Here is a 21,209-nt window from a genome sequence, read left to right as displayed (position 1 = left end):
TCCAGCGCAGGGGTTGCGGGCCGTCATCGCGGGTGCGGATCAGGTCGCCGGGATGCAGGGATTCCACCGGGCGGTCGCCCTCGACCGTGCCGATCAGCGTGCCGCGCGCGAAGCAGACGAAGAAGTCGGTGTAGACAGGGTTCACCTCGAACCCGGTGCCGTTGGAATAGTTGACCGAGATATCGTCGTCGAGGATCGTGTATGTGGTTCCCGGAACAATCCCGCCCTGTCCGGGATTTGACGGGTCCTCCATCACCACGAAATAACCGTCCTGCGTGATCCCCTGATTGTTGCCCTGCTGGCTGGCGCCGGTATTCACCCAGACCATTACGAAGGTATTCACACCATCGGTGACCTGATACGCCAGTTCGTATTCATGCAACTGGTTGGTATATGTGGTGCCATCCACGGTGCCGCTGACCAGCTGATCGCTGTCAACCGGGTTGAAATCGTCCGGCGTGTCATCCGTGCCACCATCGGTGACGGTCACGATATCTGCCGTGGCAGCGGCTGAAACTGTAAAACTGTCACCCACCCCAAGCGAAGTTGGGTTGCCTATGTCCTGAAGGCTCCAGGCCTGCATGTCGTAACTTGGCATCGCGCACACATCCTCGCACTGGCCGCACGGTTGCCCATGGGCCGGATGCCCCCGCCCGTCTTGTACCCCGCGAATATGGACGGACCGGGGCGCAATCCTGCCGCGATCTGGACAATTCCGGGCAGCATCCGCCGCAGAACTTTCCAACCGGTAAACAGCGGATAGAAAAACGCCCCGGACAGACAGGCTGGCCGGGGCGTTTCAGGATGTGTCGGATCGCGTGGGATCAGGCGGAGATCAGCCCCATGGATTCCAGCTTCAAGAGCACCTGCTGTGCGCAGTAATCCACGTCCATGCCCTCGGTATCCACCACCAGTTCAGCGGCGGTCGGTGCTTCGTAGGGGTCGGAAATGCCGGTGAATTCCTTGATCTTGCCTTCACGCGCCAGGGCATAGAGCCCTTTGCGATCACGGCGTTCACACTCTTCCAGAGACGTGGCAACATGCACCTCGACGAAGGCCCCGAAGGCTTCGATCATCTCGCGCACGGCGCGGCGGGTCGCGGTATAGGGCGCGATCGGCGCACAGATGGCGATGCCGCCGTTCTTGGTGATCTCGGAGGCGACATAGCCGATGCGGCGGATGTTGATGTCGCGGTGTTCCTTCGAGAAGCCCAGTTCCGAGGACAGATGCTTGCGCACCACGTCGCCATCGAGCAGCGTCACCGGACGTCCGCCCTGTTCCATCAGCTTGACCATGATGGCGTTGGCGATGGTGGACTTGCCCGAGCCGGACAGGCCGGTGAAGAACACGGTAAAGCCCTGCTTGGAGCGCGGCGGCGACGTGCGGCGCAGTTCCTTCACCACCTCGGGGAAAGAGAACCATTCCGGGATTTCCAGCCCCTCACGCAGACGGCGGCGCAGCTCGGTGCCCGAGATGTTCAGGATCGTCACGCTGTCCTTGTCCGCAATCTCGTCGGCGGGTTCGTACTGGGCGCGTTCCTGCACATAGACCATGTGTTTGAAATCGACCATCTCGATGCCCATCTCGTCCTGATGTTCGCGGAACAGGTCCTGCGCGTCATAGGGGCCGTAGAAATCCTCACCGGCGGAGTTCTTGCCGGGGCCCGCATGGTCGCGGCCGACGATGAAATGGGTGCAGCCGTAGTTCTTGCGGATCAGCCCGTGCCAGACGGCCTCACGCGGGCCGGCCATGCGCATGGCCAGCGGCAGCAGGCTCATGGTGGTGGTGGCGCCGGGGTACTGGTCCAGAACCGCCTCGTAGCAGCGCACGCGGGTGAAGTGGTCGACGTCGCCCGGCTTGGTCATGCCCACAACGGGGTGGATCAGCAGGTTGGCCTGTGCCTCTTTCGCGGCGCGGAAGGTCAGTTCCTGATGCGCGCGGTGCAGCGGGTTGCGGGTCTGGAAGGCGACGATCTTGCGCCAGCCCAGTTTGCGGAAATAGGACCGCAGTTCATTGGGCGTGTCGCGGCGGGCGCGGAAATCGTAATGCACGGGCTGCTGGATGCCGGTCACGGCACCGCCCAGATAAACGGGGCCGGCCACGTGGTGCAGGTAGTTGACGGCAGGGTGGGCGACGTCATCGGCCCCGAACACCATCTCGGCCTCGCGCGCCTTGTTGGGCACGTATTTGTCGCTGATCGACAGGATCGCAAGGATCACGCCTTCCTGATCGCGCAGGGCAATGTCCTGACCGGCTTCGATCCCGTCGGCGAAGGCCTGGCTTACGTCCAGCGTGATCGGCATCGGCCAGAGCGTGCCATCGGCCAGACGCATGGTTTCGACGACGCTCTCATAGTCTTCCTGACCCAGAAAGCCCTTGAGCGGCGCAAAACCGCCATTCATCAGCAGTTCCAGGTCGCAGATCTGGCGCGGGGTCAGATCCCAGCTGACCAGTTCGGACGCCTCGCGCTTGAGTTTCTGGGCGCTGTCGGCGGAAACGAAAAGTTCCTGAACGGGGGCAAGGTGGTTCTGCATCACTTGGGTCCTGTACTTGGGGGAAAGAAGCCCGCTGGCCGCACCGGTCAATTCGGCATGAAGCGCGTCATATTCGGCCAGTTTGCGGGAAAGAAAACGATCGGTGAGACGGGCCTTTTCAGCCGCCCCGCGAGAGGTGAGCGCATAGGCGAAACGCTGGCGCTTGTCGGTGCTGTCGCGGTCGGTGACCTTGATCAGCCCGGCGTCTGTCACCGCGCGCAACACCGCATTGAGCCGCCCGAGCGAGATGCCAAGCGCCGCCGCCGTCGCCCGCTGAGACGCGTCCGGCGCCAGATCCAGCTGGCGCAGAAGGCGAAAGAGCAGGTCCTCTTCCGGCAGGGTGGGCGTTGGTGCGGGCATCGCAGACGACTCAAAGTTTGTTCACGAATGAACATATGTCACAGGATGCAGGTGCAGAAAAGGGGAAATTGCCCCCGTGGTGGCACGGGGCGGCGCGATGTCGCGCAGTGCGTGGGGGGCCGGGGCTCAAAACAGCGGGCGGTTGCCGCGCAGGCAGGCCACAGACAGCTGCCGCGTTTGCGGGAAGTCGCCGTTGAAATTCTCGTACTGCGTGTGCAGCCGGTCAATCTCGCCACTGTCGAACAATTGCAGGATCTGCCCGTTCCACTGTGCCAGCAGATCGGGCCTCTGGCGGGACACCATGAAGGCGGCCCCCACGGGCGGCATCTCCATTCGGTCCACCTCGACCAGCATCTGTGAGGCCCCGGCCACGGCCTCAAGCGAGCGCGTGGTTCCAAAGACGGCATCCACCTGCCCGGACAGAGCGGCCTGCACCGCTGCCTCGGTGGTCTCATACACCGCCAGCCGCAGCCCCCGCTGCACAAGCGCCCATTCCTGTAGCGACCCGCGCACCGTGGCGATGGTGGCCGTGGTCACGTTCACACCTGCCGTGCGGGCATAGAACATCTCTTCCCGGCTCAGGAAATACAGGAGGGGGCAGGTCAGGTTGCCCATCTCGGCCCGCGCGGGCGTTGCCGCCAGACCGCCAATGGCGATATCGAGCGAGCCTTCGGATATCCCGCGCAGAAGCCCTGCCAGCGGGCGCATCTCCAACCGGCAATCCTGCCCAAGCCGCGCACAGATCCGGGAGGCCACATCAACATCGAACCCGGTGATCTGCCCAAGGGTGTCGCGGTAGGCATAGGGCGGATAATCCTCGGACACGCCGATAACCACCGGTTGTGCGGCGGCGGCTGTTGTCCAGAGCATCAGGGACAGGGCGAGAAAACGCAGAAGCTTCACGTAGGTCATTCAATTTCCTTGGGCTTGGGTCAAAACTGGATGTGCGCAAAGGCATGGCTCGTGAGCCTGGACCGACCCTGACCGCAGGGCAATATCGCCTGCCCGATCCTATTCGGCAGCCGAGACCGACGGAACGGCGTTGCCATCCTGCGCCACCTGATCGAACAGCCAGTCGCGGAAGGCACGGATGATCGGATCGCCTGCCCGGTCTTCGCGATACGCCACGGAATAGATGATCATCGGCATCGTCACGGTCTCGAACAGGCGCACCAGCCTGCCGGATTCCAGGGTGCCCCGCACGACCGAGTCATAGGCCAGCGACACGCCCTGACCGCGTTCGGCGGCGGTGGTGGCGAGTTCACAATTGGGAAAGACGGGGCCTTTGGGCAGCACGGGGTCCGGCAGGCCCGCGGCGGCGAACCAGTCGCCCCAGGCGTCGTCGGTTTCATCATACATCAGCCGCAGGCGCAGCAGGTCCTCGGGCCGCTCCACGCTTTCCGTGTCGCGCAGATGCGGGCTGATCACCGGGTAGCGGTTGGATTGCATCAGCGGTTCCGTCACCACACCGGGGGTAAGGTCGGTCGACCACTGGATCACCACGTCGCTGTCATTGCTGGCGAAGTCGGTCGAGGGCGCGCCGGTCGAGACCCGTAGCCGCACCCGATCGCCGAACTCCAGCCGATCGAGTCGGGGCACCAGCCAGCGCGCCGCCAGACCGGGCGTGCACAGCACCCTCAGCGGGCGCTCCCCGGCCTGCCGAATGGCGCGGGTGCTGTCCTCCAGCCCGTTCAGAAGCCCGGTCAGCCGGCCAGCATAGCCGCGCCCGGTCAGCGTCAATTCCAGCCGGTTGCCGACCCGTTCGAACAAGGCCGTGTCCAGGTATTCCTCCAGCGCGCGGATCTGGTGGCTGATGGCCGAGGGCGACAGGCACAGCTCCTCTGCGGCTTTCTTGAAGCTTCTGTGCCGCGCGGCAGCCTCGAAGGCGCGGACGGCGGCGAAGGGTGGCAGCTGGCGTCCCATGGCAGGTGAATTCCCTTCATGCGCCAATGAAAAAAGGTCTTTTGCGTCGGTCGCGGGTCAGACCTTAGCATGAATTCATTCCTGATCCAAACCCACGGAGGTCATCATGACCATCCCTTTCCGGGCCAGCCGCCGGCTGGTGCGCTCTCTCTCTCTGTGCGCGGCACTGGCACTGGCGCCGGTCACCGCAACGGCGCAGGATCTGCTGGCATGGCGCGAGGCCCCCACGATGCAGGCGCTTGTCGCCCATATGGAGGCGTGGCTGGATATTCACACCGATCTGCCAAGGCGGGAGGCCCCGCCGATGATCCAGCTGACCAGCCATGCCCACGCCTCGGGCATCGCCCATAGCCACCAGACCTCGGCCAGCCCAACCCTGCGGGGGCTCTACGACCCCGAGGCCGAAACGGTCTGGCTGGTGCAGCCCTGGGATGCCCGCAACCCCTATGACGTCAGCGTGCTGCTGCACGAACTGGTGCATCACCGGCAGGCGGCAGCGGGCCATTGGTATTGCCCCGGCGCGCAGGAACTGCCCGCCTACCGCATCCAGCAGGCGTGGCTGAACGACCTCGGGCTGGAACCCGATGTGAACTGGATCGCCGTGGTGATCGAGGCCGGGTGCACGCCGCGCGACATCCACCCGGATTGAACGATCAGTCGTCCTGTTCGGCCAGCCAGTGTTCGGCGTCGAGCGCGGCCATGCAGCCCATCCCGGCACTGGTCACGGCCTGACGGTACTTGTGGTCGGTCAGGTCGCCCGCCGCGAAAATGCCGGGGATCGAGGTGCGGGTGCTGCCCGCCTCGACCTTCACATAGCCGCCGTTGTGCAGTTCCAGAACGTCCTTCACCAACTCGTTTGCAGGCGCATGGCCGATGGCGACGAAAACGCCCTTGCAGGGGATCTCGGTGATCTCGCCGGTTTCCACATGCTTGACGCGGACGGCCTCGACGCCCTTGGGGTTGTCGGTGCCGACGACTTCCTCCAGCACGTGGTGCCACAGCGGTTCGATCTTGGGGTTCTTCATCAGCCGGTCGATCAGGATCTTTTCGGCGCGCAGTTCATCCCGGCGGTGAATCAGCGTGACCTTGCTGGCGAAATTGGTCAGGAACAGCGCCTCCTCCACGGCGGTGTTGCCGCCGCCGATCACCACGATGTCCTGCCCGCGGTAGAAGAACCCGTCGCAGGTGGCGCAGGCCGAGACGCCAAAGCCCTTGAACGCCTCTTCCGACGGTAGGCCAAGCCATTTGGCACGCGCGCCGGTGCACAGGATCACCGCGTCGGCGGTGTAGGTGGTGCCGCTGTCACCCTGCGCCACGAAGGGGCGGACCGAGGTATCGAGCGAGGTGATGATGTCGCCGATGATCTCGCAGCCCATGGCCTTGGCATGGGCCTCCATCCGCACCATCAGGTCAGGGCCCTGCACCTCGGTATCGCCGGGCCAGTTCTCCACCTCGGTCGTGGTGGTCAGCTGCCCGCCCGGTTCGATCCCCTGCACGAGGATCGGGCTCAGCATCGCGCGGCTGGCATAGACGCCGGCAGTATAGCCAGCGGGGCCGGAGCCGATGATCAGAACGCGGGTGTGGCGGGTGTCGGACATGGGGGCTTCCTTGGGTGTGTCATGAGTCGCCGCCAATGTAGCCACCCCGCGCGGGAGGCAAAAGGGGGGGGCAGGGCCTGTGCCTGCCCCTGTCTTAGTAGTCCGAATCTCCGCCGCCTCGGGTCATGGCCCCGCGCACGGCCTCGATGCAACCTTCCGCCGTGGGTGCTTCGCATTCATAATAGCGCCCGTTGACGAAGACGAAATACTGCTCGCTGCCGCCGAACTCCGCCGGTCGCGTGGCCACTGTGTAGGTCTGCCCGTCGATTGCCACGACTGTTCTGTCGTAGAACGTGGACTCCGGTAGGTCTGGCATGCGCAAGGAGTCGCCGCAACTCGCAAGGGCGACAACCGGGATCAGGATCAGGCTGTGCAGCTTCATCATAATTCTCCTTTGTTTGAATCCGCTCATAAACATTCACACCATAACACATTCTTCTGCGCGATGCCGGGTCGTGTGGTGGCACTTGCATTTCCGACTTGTCCGGTACATATCTTGCGCGCCCTTGAAATATTCTTGCGCAAAGGGCATGTCCGATAACAGGAATATTAAACGTCTGGGGAGGCGAGCAGAAACATGCCAGGGGCAAAACTGGACCAAACCGACCGCATGATCCTGGCAGAGCTTCAGGGCAATGGCCGCATGACCAATGTGGAACTGGCCAGCCGCGTCGGCATTTCCGCGCCCCCCTGCCTGCGCCGGGTCCGCACGCTGGAGGAGCAGGGCTTCATCAAGGGTTATCACGCCGATGTGGATGCACGGCAACTGGGCTTCGAGGTGCAGGTCTTCGCCATGGTCGGGCTGCACAGTCAGGCCGAGGCCGATCTGGTCGCCTTCGAGGACCGCTGCCGGGCGTGGCCGCTGGTCCGCGAATGCCACATGCTGAACGGCGAGATTGACTTCATCCTGAAATGCGTGGCCCCCGATCTGTCCACCTTCCAGAGCTTCCTGACCGAACAGCTGACCGCCGCCGACAATGTCGCCCATGTGCGCACCTCTCTGGTCATTCGCGGTGCCAAGGACGACCCCGGTGTGCCCTTCGACGTGCTTGAGGAACGTATCGCTCGCGAGGGCTAGGCCATGCTTCCGGTCAACCCGGCACGGATCAAGCAGCTTTACGGGCAGGCGATGGCCGCCCAAACCGCAGGCCGGACCGAGGAGGCACTGGCGCTTTACGCGCAGGTGTTGCAGGCCCGTCCCGATCTGGCCGAAGCGCATTTCCAGGTGGGCCGCATCCATGCCGCGCGCGGGGATGCCGCCAAGGCCGAAACCGCCCTGCGCAAGGCGCTGAAATCCCGGCCAAAGGAACCCGCGATATGGCAGGGGCTGGCGTCGGTGCTGACCGGCGGCAAGCTCAAGAAACTGCAACGCGAGGCGGCGGCCGCGGGTATTTCCCTGACCTCCGGTCCCGACATCGCCCCGATCCTGCGCCAGATCGAACAGGGGCAGGCCAAGGCCGCCGAAACCGCCGCATTCGCACTGGTCACCCGGTTTCCGAATGCGGCCGAGCCCGCGCTTGCACTTGGTCTTGCCCGAATGGCTCTGGGACATTGGGCGGGGGCCATTGGACCGCTCGAAAAATCCGTGGACCGCGCCCCGGACGATCCCCGCGCGCTGCTGGCTCTTGGCGAATGCCATGTGCATCTGGGACAATGGCTGCGGGCCGAAACGGCCCTGACACGCGCCGCTGATCGGGGGGCGGATGTGGCATTGCCGCTGGCCCGAACCTTGCGTGAAACCTGCCGCGTGGAAGAGGCCGAGGCGCTCTTGGCAAGCGCCATTGCCCGCCACAAGAAACGCCCCGACCTGCATCTGGATCACGGCGATACGCTTGCCGCTCTGCGCCGCCCGAAAGAGGCACGCCGCGCCTATGACGCCGCCATCCGCCTTGGCCGGTCGCGCGGCTTTCTGGCGCGGCTGTCGGAAACGCTGGCCGCCGAAGGCGAAACCGGGGCCGCTGCGGCGCTGATGGACGAGTTGGTGAAATCGGACCCGAAGAACGTCGCTTTCCGCACCATCCGGGGCCAGCAACGCCAGACGGCGGGCGACATGGATGGCGCGCGCGCCGATTTGCTGGAAGCCACGCGGATCAGCCCCGACGCGGCCGAGGCGATCCGGTCCTATGTCGGGGGCGGCAAGATCACACCCGATGACCCGATCCTGCCGATCCTTGAGGCGCGGTCTGACAACGCGACCCTTCCCGCGCTCAGCCGCCGGGTGCTGGCCTTCGCCATGGCCAAGGCGCAGGAGGATCTTGGCCACCATGACCGGGTCTTCCGATATCTCAACCGCGCAAACAGGATGATGCGGGCCGAGTTCCCCTACCGGTTCGAGGCAGATCTGGACGCAGCCCGCGCGCTTGTTGGCAGCTATGACGCCCTGCGCAGGGCCCCCGTCCCGCGCGATTGCCCGGACGATGCGCCGGTTTTCGTCACCGGTCCGCCCCGGTCGGGAACGACGCTGGTGGAAACCATCCTTGCCGCGCATCCGCGTGTAACGGCGGGGGGCGAGATGCCGTTTCTCGTGCGCGCCCTGCACCTGCCATTGGACCGGGTGGCCGATGGCCTCCCCGCTGCCGAAGCGGGCTTTGCAGAGGCGGGCCAGGCTTACATGACCGCCGCGCGCCGCCGCTCGGGGGGCGTGGATATCCTGACCGACAAGGCCATTTCGACCTTCTCGCGCGTCGGGCAAGCTTCGCTGGCACTGCCCAATGCCCGGTTCCTGATGCTGCGCCGCGATCCGCGCGATGTGGGCCTGTCGATCTACCGCAACATGTTCCCGCAGGGGCGGCAGCTCTTTGCCACCGATCTGGCCGATATCGGGCGCTACCTGCGGCTTTACGAGGCGATGCTGGACCATTGGGCCGAGGCGCTGCCCGACCGGGTGCATGTCGTGGACTACGAGGCGCTGACCGCCGAGCCAGAGCAGCAGATCCGTGCCCTGGTCGCGGCCGCCGGACTGGACTGGGACGCCGCCTGTCTGGAACCGCACAAGGCGCGGCGCAATGTGGCAACGCTCAGCTTCGCGCAGGTGCGTCAGCCCATCTACCGGGCCTCGGTTGCGGGCTGGACACGCTATGAAACGGAACTGGAACCGCTTTTGGAAGCGCTGGAAAAGCCCGTTTCGCTGTAACGCCGTGCCGTGCCGGGCCGGGGGCGATCAAACGGGAAGCGGCGCCTCGTGCATCGCATGGGCTGCCGGATCGAAGTCATGCCCGATCACCTCTGATCGGCGCAGTTCGATGGCACGACCCGGCGGCAGTTCGGTCCAGACCCCGGCCACCTCGTCCAGCGGTTCCGAGGAGACCACCACCCCCTTTCGGCAATGGCGGTAGTAGAGGCTTGGGGCATAGCGGTCCGACGCGTAGCGCGCGGCGAACAGCCGTGCCCCATCGGACCAGCAGGCGGCAAAGCGCATATGGGGCGTGCTGCCATGCCTGCGCGCCAACCCTTCCACCTGCCCTACGGCACGGGCCATTGCCCCGACCGGATCAGCCGCCATCCCATGCCCGAGGGCGATCAGGAAGATCGCCTCGCTTTCGGTCGCGCCGAGGCGCTGCGTATAAAGATGCTCGGGGATCATCGCGTCCAGACGTTGGCGGAACCGATCGTGCCCGCCCGCCTGACCGTTATGCATGAAGCTCCACCGGCCATGGCCGAACGGGTGGCAATTGTTGCGCGATGTCGCCGTCCCGGTCGAGGCGCGTACATGCGCCATGAAAAGGCCCGCCTTCGTGTGATGGGCAATCTGTTTCAGATTGGCATCGGACCATGCGGGGCCGGTATCCTTGTAGAAACAGGGCACTGTGCGCTCGGGCGAATACCAGGCCAGCCCGAACCCGTCCGCGTTGATCGGAGTCTTGCCGATCAGCGCATTGCGGCTCTGCTCGACCAGCGATTGTTTCTGCTCGATCACCAGCTCCTCAAGATAGCGCGGCGCGCCCGTCCAGGCGAGGAACCGGCACATCAGGCAGCGGTCCGTGCAAACCGGGCGGTGGTCTCGTCGCAGCTATAGAGGGCGGCATGATCTTCGGCGGTCTCGGCCAGTTGCGCGACGCAGTCGATGACGAAATTCGCCTTCTCATCGGTCATCAGCGCCGACAGGTTCAGTCGCACCCAACCGGGTTTGGCCAGTTCCTCGCCCGCTTCCAGCGCCGCGAAGAGCGACTCGGATTGCGCCTGCCCGATGCCGAGCAGCCGGTGCGCATAGGGCCCCGCGCAGGCACACCCGCCACGCGCCTGAATGCCGTGAATGTCGGACAGCATCCGGGTGAACAGCTGATGATGCACATAGCCCCCGCGCCCGTCGCGGATGCGGAAGGCGAAGATCGGCAGGGCCCGGGCGTCGGTATTTCCCAGCAGGTCCAGCCGCGGATGGGCCTGCCACCGAAACAGCGCGCGGGCGCGCAGATCGGCCTGCCTCCGGTCCAGCCAGCCTTGGCCGAGCGCCGCCTTCACCATCATCACCAGCGCCGCGCGGATATCGCCGACGACATTGGGCGTGCCCGCCTCTTCGCGGGTCGACAACCGGTCCGAATACTTGTGCCGCCAGGGCGAGACGAAACTGACCGTTCCGCCGCCGGGCAGGGTGGGCGTGGCCCGCGTGGTCATCGCGTCGCGAAGGATCATCACGCCCGACGCGCCCGGCCCGCCGGGAAACTTATGGGCCGAAAAGACGATGGCATCCTTGGCATGGTCGGTTCCGCCCTGCATGGACATCTCCATATAGGGGCCACCCCCGGCGAAATCCCAAAAAGCCAGTGCGCCGCCCTGTTTCAGCACCCGTGTGACCGCATCGGTGTCGGTCACGATCCCGGTCACGTTCGACGCCGCCGAGAAGCTGCCGACGATCAGGTCCGCGCCCCGTGCGGCGTCAAGCTGTGCCCGCAGATCATCCAGATCCGGGCCGCCTGCCGCGTCCTCGGCCACCTCGATCACCTCGGCCCCGCTTTCGCGCCAGGGCAGCAGGTTGGAATGATGTTCATAGGGGCCGACCAGCACCACCACCCGGTGCCCGCGCGCCAGCCGCGCCGGAATGTCGAGCAACGCCACCAGCCGGTTCAGCCCCGCCGTCGCGCCGGACCCGGTGAATACCACGCTGCACCCGTCATCCGCCCCGACCAGCGCCCCGATCCGCGCGCGGGCCTCTTCCCGCATCCGGGTCATGGCCGCGCCGCAATAGGACGCCTCGGTATGGCTGTTGGCGTAATAGGGCAGCACTGCGTCGCGCACGAAATCCTCGACCACCGTCAACGCCCGGCCAGAGGCGACATAATCGGCGTAGATCAGGGGTTTCTGCCCGAACGGCGTGTCGATCAGGATGCCGTCGCCGATGACCCCGGAGCGCAGGAAATCCACCAGGTCGCTTCGGTCGAGAGAGGCTTGAAAACGGGCAAGGGGGGTCATGTCGGGCTCCAATTCGCTGATATCGAGAATCTGACCCCCAGTTACCGCGATTTCATCACCGATCTTTTCATGATAAAGGCCTAAATTGGGTCAAATGATCGGAGATTGCCTGTGAAACTAGATCAGATTGATTGCAACCTGTTGGAGGCGCTTCAGCAAGATGCCAGCCTGTCGCAACGGGCACTGTCGGAAAAGGTGGGCCTGTCGCAGAACGCCTGCTGGCGGCGTCTGCGCGCGCTGGAGGATCGCGGCGTGATCCGGGGGCGCACCGTGCTGCTCGACCGGGCACAGTTGGGGGCCACGCTGGTGGTCTTCGTGATGGTCAAGACGCGGCATCATTCTGCCGACTGGCTCAACGCCTTTCGCCGCCATGTGCGGACGATCCCCAATGTGGTGGATTTCTTCCGGATCGGCGGGGAGTACGATTACATGCTGAAGATCGTGGCGCGTGACATGGCCGATTACGACCTGTGCTACAAACGGCTGATCGAGGGGGTGGAACTGGACACCGTGACATCCTTCTTCGCGATGGAAGCGATCGAGGAACAGCGCCCGATTCCCCTCCGGCCGATCGGGTAGGGCGCCCATCTGGACCGCGCAAAGAAAAAGCGGCCCCGGAAGGCCGCCATTTTTTCAGCGTTCTGCTGTTCGGACCGTGTCTGGCCCATGCATGGAATCAGGCCGATGCCGCCTTGCGCAGCATGCTCCGGCGACGATGGCGTTTGCCACGCGACCAGGGCATTTCGATCTGTTCCTTCTGGCTTTCTTCCAGAACCTTTTCCATCCAGCGCCGTTTCAGCATCTCTCTCGTCCTCTTTTCATGCCGGCCCTTTCCGGACCATTGATTTTCCCGTTTCCGGGTTGAGGACAATCTGGCGGAACTTTCGGGCAGTCTTACGGCCCCGGTCCTAATTTTCCGTAAAAGGCAGGGGCGAAAATGTGGCAGGCGCCGGCCTTGTTTTCTTGGTGCCAATCGGCCGCGCGCAAGGGCTTCTGGGCAGCAATAGGGCAGGGCTTGTCAAGGATGCGCCAGATTTAGCCGGTCATTGCACCAAGCGTGGCAGTCTCGCCCGATTTCCAGATCGGCATCAAAGCCGAATCGCGGAAATGAGTCGCCCGTAATCGGCCTCGCCCTGATGCACCGACCGGCGGTAGGAAAAGAACCGCTCCGGGTCCGAATAGGTGCAATGCCGTGTCCATTCCGCTTGCCCCACACCCGCGCGGCGCAGCCGGTGCAGCCCGTAGGCGGGCAGATCGAAAAGGAACCGGTCGCCCTCGCCATTGATGAAGAACATGGAATTCTCGCGGTCTTCGTCAAAGAAGGTCTCGAAAAACTCCGGCCCGACCTCATAGGCGCGCTGGCTGATCGAGGGGCCGATCACGGCTTGGATGTTTTCCCGCTGTGCGCCAAGCTCCTCCATGGCCTCCAGCGTCGACTCCAGCACCCCGTCCACCGCCCCGCGCCAGCCCGCATGGGCCGCGCCGATGACACCCGCCGCGCGGTCGGCAAACAGAACCGGCTGGCAATCGGCGGTCAGGATGGCGATGGCGGTGCCGGGGGTTGCCGTGACGATCGCGTCGGCCTCGGGCCTTGGCAGCGGCTGCGCATCCTCGACCGCCACCGCGCGGGCGGAATGGGTCTGGTGGACGGTGACCAGCCGCAATACGGGCACCCCCATCGCATCGGCCACGCGGGCGCGGTTGGTGTCGACCATGCTGGTCTGGTCCGACGATCCGGTGCCGCAGTTCAGGCCCTTGAAGATGCCCGAGGACGCCCCGCCGCGACGGGTGAAGAACCCGTGCCGGACACCGTCCAGCAGGTCTGACGTGATGATCTCGAGGCTTGTGGTCACGGTCATCGGATTGCGGGGCCTTTCATGGGTCGAGGCCGGGGGGCAGGGCAGCGTCGGGTGGTGTCAGGGACATCACCTTGAACAGCGTTCCCATTTCCTGACCATGCGTCAACCGTCTGTGTGCAGCGATATGCGAATCGAGGGCCGGGCCGCTTAATCGGGAGGCCAGCGCCTGCGCCCGTGCCGTGATGCCGAGCCGTTCGAGGAACACGCCCTGCGGCGTGGGGGCGGAGGCGCGGGCAGGCGCGGCGGCCTTGGCCAGCGGGGCAAAGGCCACATGGGCCGTCAGGTCGGCCTCTCCCGGACAGGTCAGCGGATCGACAGGTTTATGCGCCTTGAGGGCCTGAAACGTGTCGCCATGGCTCATCGCCTCGCCATAATCCACGATCAGCGCCGCGCCGCCATAGTCTGTGATCCGGCGGCCGATATCCTCGGCCAGCGGCAGGGCGGGGGTGTTGACCTCGACGATCTGGCCCCTGGTCGTTTCCGTCAGGCGATCCTCCAGCATCTCCAGCGCCGTGTCCGGCCCAAGCCCCCAGATAAGCCGCCCGTCTTCCGCCCCGATCATCCGTTCATGCCAGCCGGTCTTGCCGCGCTGGAACTGGCGGATCGGCAGGGCGTCGAAGAACTCGTTGGCGAGCAGGAAGATCGGCCCGTCGGGCAGGCTGGCCAGATGGTCGTGGAAACTGACCTCGTGGCCCGTCAACGCCTCGGCCTGTCTGGCGCGAAGCGCGGGAGAGACCTCGACCAGATGCAGCCGCGCCGCATCGTGAAAACCGGGCACGGCCCGCGTGGCGCGCAGTACATCGGCCATCAGCGTCCCGCGCCCCGGCCCAAGCTCGGCCAGCAGAAACGGCGCGGGCGCGCCCTGATCCATCCAGACCTGCGCCAGCCACAGGCCCAGAAGCTCGCCGAACATCTGGCTGATCTCCGGCGCGGTGGTGAAATCGCCGGATGCCCCGAGCGGATCGCGGGTGGTGTAATAGCCATGCGCGGGATGCAGCAGGCTTTCGGTCATGAACTCCGCCAGCGTCATCGGGCCGGTGCGGGCGATGCGCGTGAGCAGGCTGTCGAGCAGGGCGCTCATGCCTTGCGCCTGCGGGCAAGGCTCATGAGCGCGATCCCCACGATCAGCATCGGCAGCGACAGGATCTGCCCCGTGGTCAGGCCGATACCGGGCGACAGGGACAGCACGTGGCCAAGCGGGTTGTCAGCGGTAATGAACTGCGGATCGGCCTGCCGGAACAGCTCCACGATGCTACGCGCCAGACCGTAGCCCGCAAAGAATACCCCCATGATCATCCCCGGCCGTGTCAGCGCCCCGCGCCGATAGGCCAGCCAGATCAGCAAAGCGCCAAGGATCAGCCCTTCAAGCGCGGCTTCATAGAGCTGTGACGGGTGGCGGGCACAGAAAACTGCGCCGTCGATGGTCACCAGCCCCTGTGGCCAGGGGCAATCCTGCGCCGCGCTTCCGGGAAAGATGACTGCCCAGGGCACATCCGATGCGCGGCCCCAAAGCTCGGCATTGATGAAATTGGCCAGCCGCCCGAAGAGCAGCCCCGGCGCTGTGCAGAGTGCCATCAGGTCGCCCGCCTGCAGCATTGGAATGCCCTGCCGCCAGCAATAGAGACCGCCGCCGATGACCACGCCCAGGAAACCGCCATGAAAGGACATGCCGCCCTGCCAGAGGATCAGGATTTCAGCGGGATTCTGCAGGTAGTATCCGGGCTGATAAAACAGCACATAGCCAAGCCGCCCGCCCGCGACGATGCCCAGGATGATCCAAGTCATCAGCCCTTCCAGCTGCTCGCCGGTCATCGGGGCGGTGTTCGCGGGCCAGAGCGCCGGCCGACGCAGGGTGACGAGCGCCAGCCGCCAGCCCAGAAGGATGCCGACGATATAGGCCAGCGCATACCAGCGCAGGGCGAACTCCATCCCGCCAAGCGTGATCGAGAAGATCTCGGGCGAGATATCGGGAAAGGGGATCGCGGCTGGCAGCATCATGGGCCTCGTCTGCTCGGGTCGCCGATTGGATGGCTGGCCCCTGCGGCGAAGTCAACCTTGATGCCGGGCGCCTGCGGGGCCATATGAGGGACAAGCGACAGGAGGCCCCTCATGCAGACCCGCAACAAGTTCATGGAAGACATGTCCCAGCTGATGACCAACGCCATGGGCGTGGCGCAGGGGGCAAAGGACGAGGCGGAAACCGCGATGCGTTCGCTCATGGACCGCTGGCTGGCCGACCGCGACTTCGTCACCCGCGAAGAATTCGACGCGGTGCGCGCCATGGCCCAAAAGGCCCGCGAAGAAAACGAAGCCCTGAAGGCGCGGATCGCGGCGCTGGAGGAGAAGGGCGCGTAGCGTCGCCCGGTTCCCTGCATCCATCGTTTCAGATGTCTTGCCATGCGGTTTCGCCGCCTTTGGCGTCGATCCGGGGGCGGCCCTTTTCAACCCCCGCTTGCGCGGGGGCCTCAAAGGGCCGCTTGGGGTTCCACCCCAAACCCCGGAGGTATTTTTGCCAAGATGAAAGGGCAGGGTGGGTGTTTCCGGGGGTGATCCTGACGGGTTATCCGGCGAAAAGCGGTTCTTTGTGAATAACTTGGCCCCGAAGCGAGAATCTTGTGGATAGGTCCGTGCAGGGCGGATTCCTGCCTCGACTCCCAAAGTTTATCCTTTACAGACATTCCCATTGGCTCCACCATATCTGGTATGGGGTCGGGCCTGCCCCGGCGACCCATAGTCAGACACCCAGCTTCTAGTGGGTCGTTCTGGTCGCCAGACCAGCGGCGCGCGAAGCTGCCAAAACAAAGAGGCCTGGGCAATGTCGCTATCCGAGCAGTATATCGAGGTCGACGACCTCCATCCCATCGACATCGTGGAAACGCTGGCGACGCATCACGAATGGGATTTCGACCGCGTCGCCGATGACCAGATCGCCATGGCGATCGAAGGGCAATGGCGGACCTATTCCGTCACCCTGGCCTGGTCCGCCTATGACGAAACCCTGCGGATGATCTGCACCTTCGACATGGAGCCGCCCGAGGCCGCGCTTCCGGCGCTTTACGAGGTGCTGAACCTCGCCAATGACAAATGCTGGGCCGGGGCCTTCAGCTATTGGCGCGAGCAGCGGCTGATGGTCTATCGCTATGGCCTCGTCCTGGCGGGCGAGCAGATGGCCAGCCCCGACCAGATCGCCTGCATGGTGGAAACCGCCGTTCTGGCCGCCGAGCGGTTCTACCCGGCCTTCCAGCTGGCCTGCTGGACCGACAAGACCCCGGCCGAGGCGATGCAGGTCGCCATTGCAGAGAGCTACGGCCGCGCCTAACCTGCCCGGCAATTGAAGCGGGTGCCTCTCGGCCATCGGCCGGGGCACCGCAATGCCGGGAGAGGACATGACTTTCGACGAGATCGCGCGCCGCGGGCTGGTGATGCTGGGCTGTGGCAAGATGGGACAGGCTATGCTGGAGGGCTGGCTGGCCGGGGGGCTGCCGCCCGGTTCCGTCTGGGTCCTGGACCCGCACCCCTCGGACTGGGTGCGTGCGCAGGGGCTGCATGTGAATGAGGGGCTACCCGAGGATCCGGCGGTGGCCATCGTCGCTGTCAAGCCGCAGTTCATGGCAGAGGCGCTGCCGCAATTGCAGCCGCTTGGCGGCGGAGCGACGCTGATCGTCTCGGTCGCGGCGGGCACGCCCATTGCCTATTTCGAATCCGTCCTGGGCGATGGCACGCGGGTGATCCGCGCCATGCCCAACACACCTGCTGCCGTGGGCAAGGGGATCACCGCGATCATCGGCAATGCAGCGTCCGGCCCTGCGGATGCGGACATGGCCGAGGCGCTTCTGTCCGCCGTAGGGCAGGTGGTGCGGCTCTCGGACGAGGACCAGATCGACGCGGTGACGGGCGTATCGGGCTCGGGGCCGGCTTACGTCTTCTACATGATCGACGCCTTGGCCGCCGCCGCGCGGGCTGAAGGGCTGCCCGACGACATGGCGATGCAGCTGGCCAAGGCCACCGTCTCGGGTGCAGGGGCGCTGGCGGAGGCTGCGGCGGAAAGCCCGGAGCAATTGCGGATCAACGTGACCTCTCCCAATGGCACCACGCAGGCGGGGCTGGAGGTGCTGATGGCCGAGGATGGGCTGATGCCGCTGATGCGCGCCACGGTGGGCGCGGCGGCGGGCCGGTCGCGGGAGCTGAAGGGATGAGCGACGAGATTTCCTTCGACGACTTCCTCAAGGTCGATATCCGCGTGGGCGAGGTGGTGCGGGCCGAGCCCTTCCCCGAGGCGCGCAAACCCGCGATCAAGCTGTGGGTGGATTTTGGCGGGGCACTTGGCGTCAAGAAAAGCTCTGCCCAGATCACCGCGCATTACGATCCGGCGGGGCTGGTCGGCAAGCAGGTGATGGCGGTGGTGAATTTCCCGCCCCGGCAGATCGGGCCGGTCAGGTCGGAAATCCTGGTGCTTGGCCTGCCCGATGAGAACGGCGAGATCGTTCTGATCGGCCCCGACCGAAACGTGCCCAAGGGGGGGCGGATGCATTGAAACTGCTTATTTCCCGCCGCCTGCCCGAAAGTGTGATGGAGGCCGCCGAGGCGCGGTTCGACGTGTCCTGCCGGGCCACGAAACAACCGATGACCCATGCGGAATGCGTCGCCGCGCTGGCGGATTATGACGCGGTGCTGCCGACGCTTGGCGATGCCTTCCGGGCCGAGGCCTTCGCCGCCGTGCCCAACCCGCGCTGCTTGCTGCTGGCCAATTTCGGGGCCGGGTTCAACCATATCGACGTGGCCGCCGCGCGGGCCTCTGGCATCGAGGTGACGAACACGCCCGGCGCGGTGACGGACTCCACCGCCGATATCGCCCTGACGCTCATTCTTATGACCGCGCGGCGGGCCGGCGAGGGCGAGCGGCTGGTGCGCGCGGGGGGCTGGACCGGCTGGCATCCGACGCAGCTTCTGGGGCTGCATGTCAGCGGCAAGACGGTGTGCATCATCGGCATGGGCCGCATCGGGCAGGCCATCGCGCGGCGCTGCCATTTCGGCTTCGGCTGCCGGGTGGTCTATGTGAACCGGTCGCGCAAGGCGGTGGATTTCCCCGCCGAGCAGATGCAGATGGCCGAGGCGCTGGCCGTGGCTGATGTGGTCGTGGTGGCGACGCCGGGCGGGGCGGAGACGCATCACCTTGTGGGGGCTGAGGTGTTTGCCGCCATGCAGCCCCATGCGATCTTCGTCAACATCGCGCGCGGGGATATCGTCGATGAGGCGGCGCTGATCGCGGCCTTGCAGGCGGGCCGGATCGCGGGGGCGGGGCTCGATGTCTACGAGTTCGAGCCGGAGGTGCCCGAGGCGCTGCGGGTGATGGAGAACGTGACGCTGCTGCCGCATCTGGGCACCTCGGCGCTTGAGCCGCGCGAGGATATGGGGCGCATGGCTTTGGACAATGTCATCGCCTTCGCCGAGGGCCGCGCCCTGCCCAACCCGGTATGAGATGGCTGGCGGCGCTGCTGGCATTGGCCACCCCGGCGCTGGCGGAAAATTCCGTGGTGCTGGAGGGCTACCAGTTCCGCCTGCTCTGGCCCGCGACGGGGGCTTTGTCGCCTGATCTGATCGCGGAACAGGCGGGGCAGGACATGCCGGCGCTGTTTTGTGGCGAGGCCGCGTTTGCAAATGGCGAAAGCTGGGAAGATCTGGGCGCGCCGTTTCGCGGGTTGTTGTTGGTCGGGGCGCGGGGCGACGGGGATCAGCCGAACCGGACGGGATCGGCCCTGTTCACTCTGGTCGATGACGGGACGGTGACAGAGCTGCCGGTCCATGCCCATCCCGGAGAGCTGGTCTGGTATCCGGTCGGGTTCTTTCCGGTTGAGGTGAGCCTGCATCGCCTGCGCGGCGGGCTTGGCGAGGATTTGCAACCGCTGCCCCGCATATTCAGCAGTTGCAATGAATAGGGCCTGCCAATTGCCCGAGCGGGGCCGGTCCCGGTCGAGTGTGCCACATGTCTCTGGCTGGAAAGCCCCGGAGTGTCGGGGTGGCGTAATCGGATGGGCGGCGCCGCCCGTTGGGGCGTGCGTAGCCGGATGGTCTGGCGAAGCTTCTGGCGCGTCTCGTCACCTGCACCCTTGTCGGGGTGGTCTGGGGATCGGATCGGCGGACCGGGCCACGCTGTGGGAATCGGTTAACCGGCGCTCATCGTGACAGATCGGGGTTAAGATCGGGTGAAGACCGGCGGCGACGCGGTTTCGAAACCGCGTTTTGGCGCATCACAGGATGCGCCGGTCCCGGCCTCACTGGTTACACGCTGTCCTGTCCGCTCGCGGAAAAGGGCCTTCGAAGGCCCTTCCACGCGGTTTCGAAACCGCATCCCTACCGATCCCCGACCGCTTCGCGCCAATGAACCCGGCACAGCGACACGTAGCGGTCATTGCCGCCGACCTCGATCTGTGCCCCTTCGCGCAGCGCCTTGCCGTCTTCGCCCACCCGGATCACCATCGTGGCCTTCTTGCCGCAATGGCAGATGGTGCGCACCTCTCGCATCTCGTCTGCCAGCGCCAGCAACGCCGCAGATCCCGGAAACAGCTCGCCCTGGAAATCCACGCGCAGCCCGTAGCACATGACCGGAACCCGCAGGTCATCCACCGCGCGCGCCAGTTGCCAGACCTGGTCCCGCGTCATCCATTGCGCCTCATCGACCAGCACGCAGGCGCAGGGGCCGTCCGACAGCCGCGCCGCGATCTTGGCGTAGAGATCGTCGGACTGGGTATAGGTGTCGGCTTCGGCGGCGATGCCGATGCGGCTGCCGATCTGGCCCATGCCCGCCCGGTCGTCGAAATTCGCGGTCAGCAGATAGGTCTGCATGCCGCGTTCGATGTAGTTGTAGGACGCCTGAAGCAGCAGGGTCGATTTGCCTGCGTTCATGGTGGAGTAGTTGAAATAGAGCTTGGCCATGCACAGGATTTGCCCCAAGCCCGCCCCCCGCGCAAGGCCTGCGCGTTAGTCGCCTGAAAGCTTGTCGAGATTGCCGAGGCACCGGGTCAGGAAGCCGGTGAACTGCGCGACCTCCTCTGGCGTGAAACCGTCCAGCAGCGCCTTCTGCCGGTTCAGCGCCTCGCTCAGAACCTGCCGGTGCAGCGCGATGCCAGATTCGGTCAGCACCCATTCGCGCCCGAGACGTCCCTGGTCGGGATCGGCGGGGGCCACAAGGCCCTTGGTTTCCAGTCGTGCCAGCGCCCGGCTGACGGCGGCCTTGTCGATGCCGATTGTGCGGCTGGCATGGGCGGCGGTGCTGCGCGGCTCTCTCGCCAGCATGACGAGCATCCGCCAGTCCATCGCGCCGATGCCGAACCGATCCTGATAAGCGCGGGCGGCGCTGCGGGTGAAGCGGTTGGCGGTGAAGTTCAGCAGGACCGTGGGGCTGCGCGAAAAGCTGAGCGTGGGCGTGGCGGGGCCGCCCGTGTCGTCGGGGTGGATCAGGAACAGCTCGTCGGGCAGGTCTGTGGTCATGCGGGCAGGGTAGGGGATGTATGTTGACATGACAACAGAGA

At 65.4% G+C, this 21,209-nt stretch carries 24 protein-coding genes; 10 read left to right on the top strand and 14 right to left on the bottom strand.

The window, feature by feature from the left end; all coding sequences use genetic code 11:
- From BKY26_RS01295 to BKY26_RS01280, 4 genes are all read right to left on the bottom strand, one after another.
- Positions 1 to 598, bottom strand: a 598-nt coding sequence (locus BKY26_RS01295) for a Hint domain-containing protein (protein WP_193600164.1), incomplete at its 3' end; no start/stop codon positions are given.
- A gap of 226 nt (positions 599 to 824) precedes the next feature.
- Entirely contained in the window at positions 825 to 2,894 is a 2,070-nt protein-coding gene (locus tag BKY26_RS01290) for a bifunctional sulfate adenylyltransferase/adenylylsulfate kinase (protein ID WP_071688593.1), read from the bottom strand.
- A gap of 126 nt (positions 2,895 to 3,020) precedes the next feature.
- The gene (locus BKY26_RS01285; RefSeq protein ID WP_071688592.1) at positions 3,021 to 3,806 is read right to left on the bottom strand and encodes a substrate-binding periplasmic protein; all 786 of its coding nucleotides are present in this window, start codon (positions 3,804 to 3,806) and stop codon (positions 3,021 to 3,023) included.
- Between the two features lie 99 nt (positions 3,807 to 3,905).
- Positions 3,906 to 4,817, bottom strand: a complete 912-nt coding sequence (locus BKY26_RS01280) for a LysR substrate-binding domain-containing protein (protein ID WP_071688591.1) — start codon at positions 4,815 to 4,817, stop codon at positions 3,906 to 3,908.
- A gap of 106 nt (positions 4,818 to 4,923) precedes the next feature.
- Between BKY26_RS01280 and BKY26_RS01275 the strand changes: the two genes are divergently transcribed.
- Entirely contained in the window at positions 4,924 to 5,466 is a 543-nt protein-coding gene (locus BKY26_RS01275; protein ID WP_071688590.1) for a DUF6647 family protein, read from the top strand.
- Positions 5,467 to 5,470: 4 nt separating this feature from the next.
- Here the strand turns inward: BKY26_RS01275 and trxB are convergent, their stop codons facing one another.
- Both trxB and BKY26_RS01265 read right to left on the bottom strand, forming a co-directional pair.
- Positions 5,471 to 6,415, bottom strand: coding sequence for a thioredoxin-disulfide reductase (gene trxB, locus BKY26_RS01270; RefSeq protein ID WP_071688589.1), 945 nt, complete (start codon positions 6,413 to 6,415; stop codon positions 5,471 to 5,473).
- A 94-nt stretch (positions 6,416 to 6,509) separates the two neighbouring features.
- Positions 6,510 to 6,797 carry a hypothetical protein gene (locus tag BKY26_RS01265; RefSeq protein WP_131541738.1) on the bottom strand — a complete coding sequence of 96 codons (288 nt, stop codon included), beginning with the start codon at positions 6,795 to 6,797 and terminating at the stop codon, positions 6,510 to 6,512.
- 195 nt (positions 6,798 to 6,992) lie between these two features.
- Between BKY26_RS01265 and BKY26_RS01260 the strand changes: the two genes are divergently transcribed.
- On the top strand, positions 6,993 to 7,493 hold the full coding sequence (locus BKY26_RS01260) for an Lrp/AsnC family transcriptional regulator (RefSeq protein WP_071688587.1): 501 nt from the start codon (positions 6,993 to 6,995) through the stop codon (positions 7,491 to 7,493).
- 3 nt (positions 7,494 to 7,496) lie between these two features.
- On the top strand, positions 7,497 to 9,548 hold the full coding sequence (locus BKY26_RS01255) for a tetratricopeptide repeat-containing sulfotransferase family protein (RefSeq protein ID WP_071688586.1): 2,052 nt from the start codon (positions 7,497 to 7,499) through the stop codon (positions 9,546 to 9,548).
- A 27-nt stretch (positions 9,549 to 9,575) separates the two neighbouring features.
- On the opposite strand, the gene BKY26_RS01250 is transcribed toward BKY26_RS01255, so the two are convergent.
- Positions 9,576 to 10,382, bottom strand: coding sequence for a class II glutamine amidotransferase (locus tag BKY26_RS01250; protein WP_071688585.1), 807 nt, complete (start codon positions 10,380 to 10,382; stop codon positions 9,576 to 9,578).
- The gene (locus tag BKY26_RS01245; RefSeq protein WP_071688584.1) at positions 10,382 to 11,821 is read right to left on the bottom strand and encodes an aminotransferase class V-fold PLP-dependent enzyme; all 1,440 of its coding nucleotides are present in this window, start codon (positions 11,819 to 11,821) and stop codon (positions 10,382 to 10,384) included. The genes BKY26_RS01250 and BKY26_RS01245 overlap by 1 nt, the downstream gene beginning before the upstream one ends.
- 105 nt (positions 11,822 to 11,926) lie before the next feature.
- Here BKY26_RS01245 and BKY26_RS01240 point away from each other — a divergent pair, with 105 nt between their 5' ends.
- Complete coding sequence (locus BKY26_RS01240) at positions 11,927 to 12,400, top strand: Lrp/AsnC family transcriptional regulator (protein WP_071688583.1); 474 nt, start codon at positions 11,927 to 11,929, stop codon at positions 12,398 to 12,400.
- Positions 12,401 to 12,497: 97 nt separating this feature from the next.
- On the opposite strand, the gene BKY26_RS20760 is transcribed toward BKY26_RS01240, so the two are convergent.
- The 4 genes from BKY26_RS20760 to lgt form a co-directional block, all read right to left on the bottom strand.
- The gene (locus BKY26_RS20760; protein WP_281249797.1) at positions 12,498 to 12,623 is read right to left on the bottom strand and encodes a hypothetical protein; all 126 of its coding nucleotides are present in this window, start codon (positions 12,621 to 12,623) and stop codon (positions 12,498 to 12,500) included.
- Positions 12,624 to 12,909: 286 nt separating this feature from the next.
- On the bottom strand, positions 12,910 to 13,680 hold the full coding sequence (gene pgeF / locus BKY26_RS01235; protein WP_071688582.1) for a peptidoglycan editing factor PgeF: 771 nt from the start codon (positions 13,678 to 13,680) through the stop codon (positions 12,910 to 12,912).
- Between the two features lie 16 nt (positions 13,681 to 13,696).
- Positions 13,697 to 14,761, bottom strand: coding sequence for a class I SAM-dependent methyltransferase (locus BKY26_RS01230; RefSeq protein WP_071688581.1), 1,065 nt, complete (start codon positions 14,759 to 14,761; stop codon positions 13,697 to 13,699).
- Positions 14,758 to 15,672: a prolipoprotein diacylglyceryl transferase gene (gene lgt, locus BKY26_RS01225; protein ID WP_193600165.1), complete on the bottom strand. Its 915-nt coding sequence runs from the start codon at positions 15,670 to 15,672 to the stop codon at positions 14,758 to 14,760. Before lgt ends, BKY26_RS01230 begins: the two co-directional genes overlap by 4 nt.
- Positions 15,673 to 15,789: 117 nt before the next feature.
- Between lgt and BKY26_RS01220 the strand changes: the two genes are divergently transcribed.
- The 6 genes from BKY26_RS01220 (at position 15,790) to BKY26_RS01195 (ending at position 19,616) form a co-directional block, all read left to right on the top strand.
- Positions 15,790 to 16,035, top strand: coding sequence for an accessory factor UbiK family protein (locus tag BKY26_RS01220; RefSeq protein WP_071688580.1), 246 nt, complete (start codon positions 15,790 to 15,792; stop codon positions 16,033 to 16,035).
- 460 nt (positions 16,036 to 16,495) lie between these two features.
- Complete coding sequence (locus BKY26_RS01215) at positions 16,496 to 16,999, top strand: type III secretion system chaperone family protein (protein ID WP_071688579.1); 504 nt, start codon at positions 16,496 to 16,498, stop codon at positions 16,997 to 16,999.
- Between the two features lie 67 nt (positions 17,000 to 17,066).
- Positions 17,067 to 17,876 (top strand): pyrroline-5-carboxylate reductase, encoded by an 810-nt coding sequence (proC, locus tag BKY26_RS01210; RefSeq protein ID WP_071688578.1) that lies wholly within the window; start codon positions 17,067 to 17,069, stop codon positions 17,874 to 17,876.
- Positions 17,873 to 18,214 carry a tRNA-binding protein gene (locus BKY26_RS01205; RefSeq protein ID WP_071688577.1) on the top strand — a complete coding sequence of 114 codons (342 nt, stop codon included), beginning with the start codon at positions 17,873 to 17,875 and terminating at the stop codon, positions 18,212 to 18,214. The genes proC and BKY26_RS01205 overlap by 4 nt, the downstream gene beginning before the upstream one ends.
- Entirely contained in the window at positions 18,211 to 19,158 is a 948-nt protein-coding gene (locus BKY26_RS01200) for a 2-hydroxyacid dehydrogenase (RefSeq protein ID WP_071688576.1), read from the top strand. Before BKY26_RS01205 ends, BKY26_RS01200 begins: the two co-directional genes overlap by 4 nt.
- Entirely contained in the window at positions 19,155 to 19,616 is a 462-nt protein-coding gene (locus BKY26_RS01195) for a hypothetical protein (protein ID WP_071688575.1), read from the top strand. Before BKY26_RS01200 ends, BKY26_RS01195 begins: the two co-directional genes overlap by 4 nt.
- 415 nt (positions 19,617 to 20,031) lie before the next feature.
- Here BKY26_RS01195 and BKY26_RS01190 read toward each other — a convergent pair whose 3' ends face one another.
- Positions 20,032 to 20,613 carry a thymidine kinase gene (locus BKY26_RS01190; protein WP_071688574.1) on the bottom strand — a complete coding sequence of 194 codons (582 nt, stop codon included), beginning with the start codon at positions 20,611 to 20,613 and terminating at the stop codon, positions 20,032 to 20,034.
- 45 nt (positions 20,614 to 20,658) lie between these two features.
- Positions 20,659 to 21,198: a MarR family winged helix-turn-helix transcriptional regulator gene (locus tag BKY26_RS01185; RefSeq protein WP_071688573.1), complete on the bottom strand. Its 540-nt coding sequence runs from the start codon at positions 21,196 to 21,198 to the stop codon at positions 20,659 to 20,661.
- Positions 21,199 to 21,209: the final 11 nt, after the last annotated feature.

This window comes from Nioella sediminis (assembly GCF_001879695.1).
Taxonomy (GTDB): domain Bacteria; phylum Pseudomonadota; class Alphaproteobacteria; order Rhodobacterales; family Rhodobacteraceae; genus Nioella; species Nioella sediminis.
This window is presented reverse-complemented; position numbering and strand designations above follow the sequence as displayed.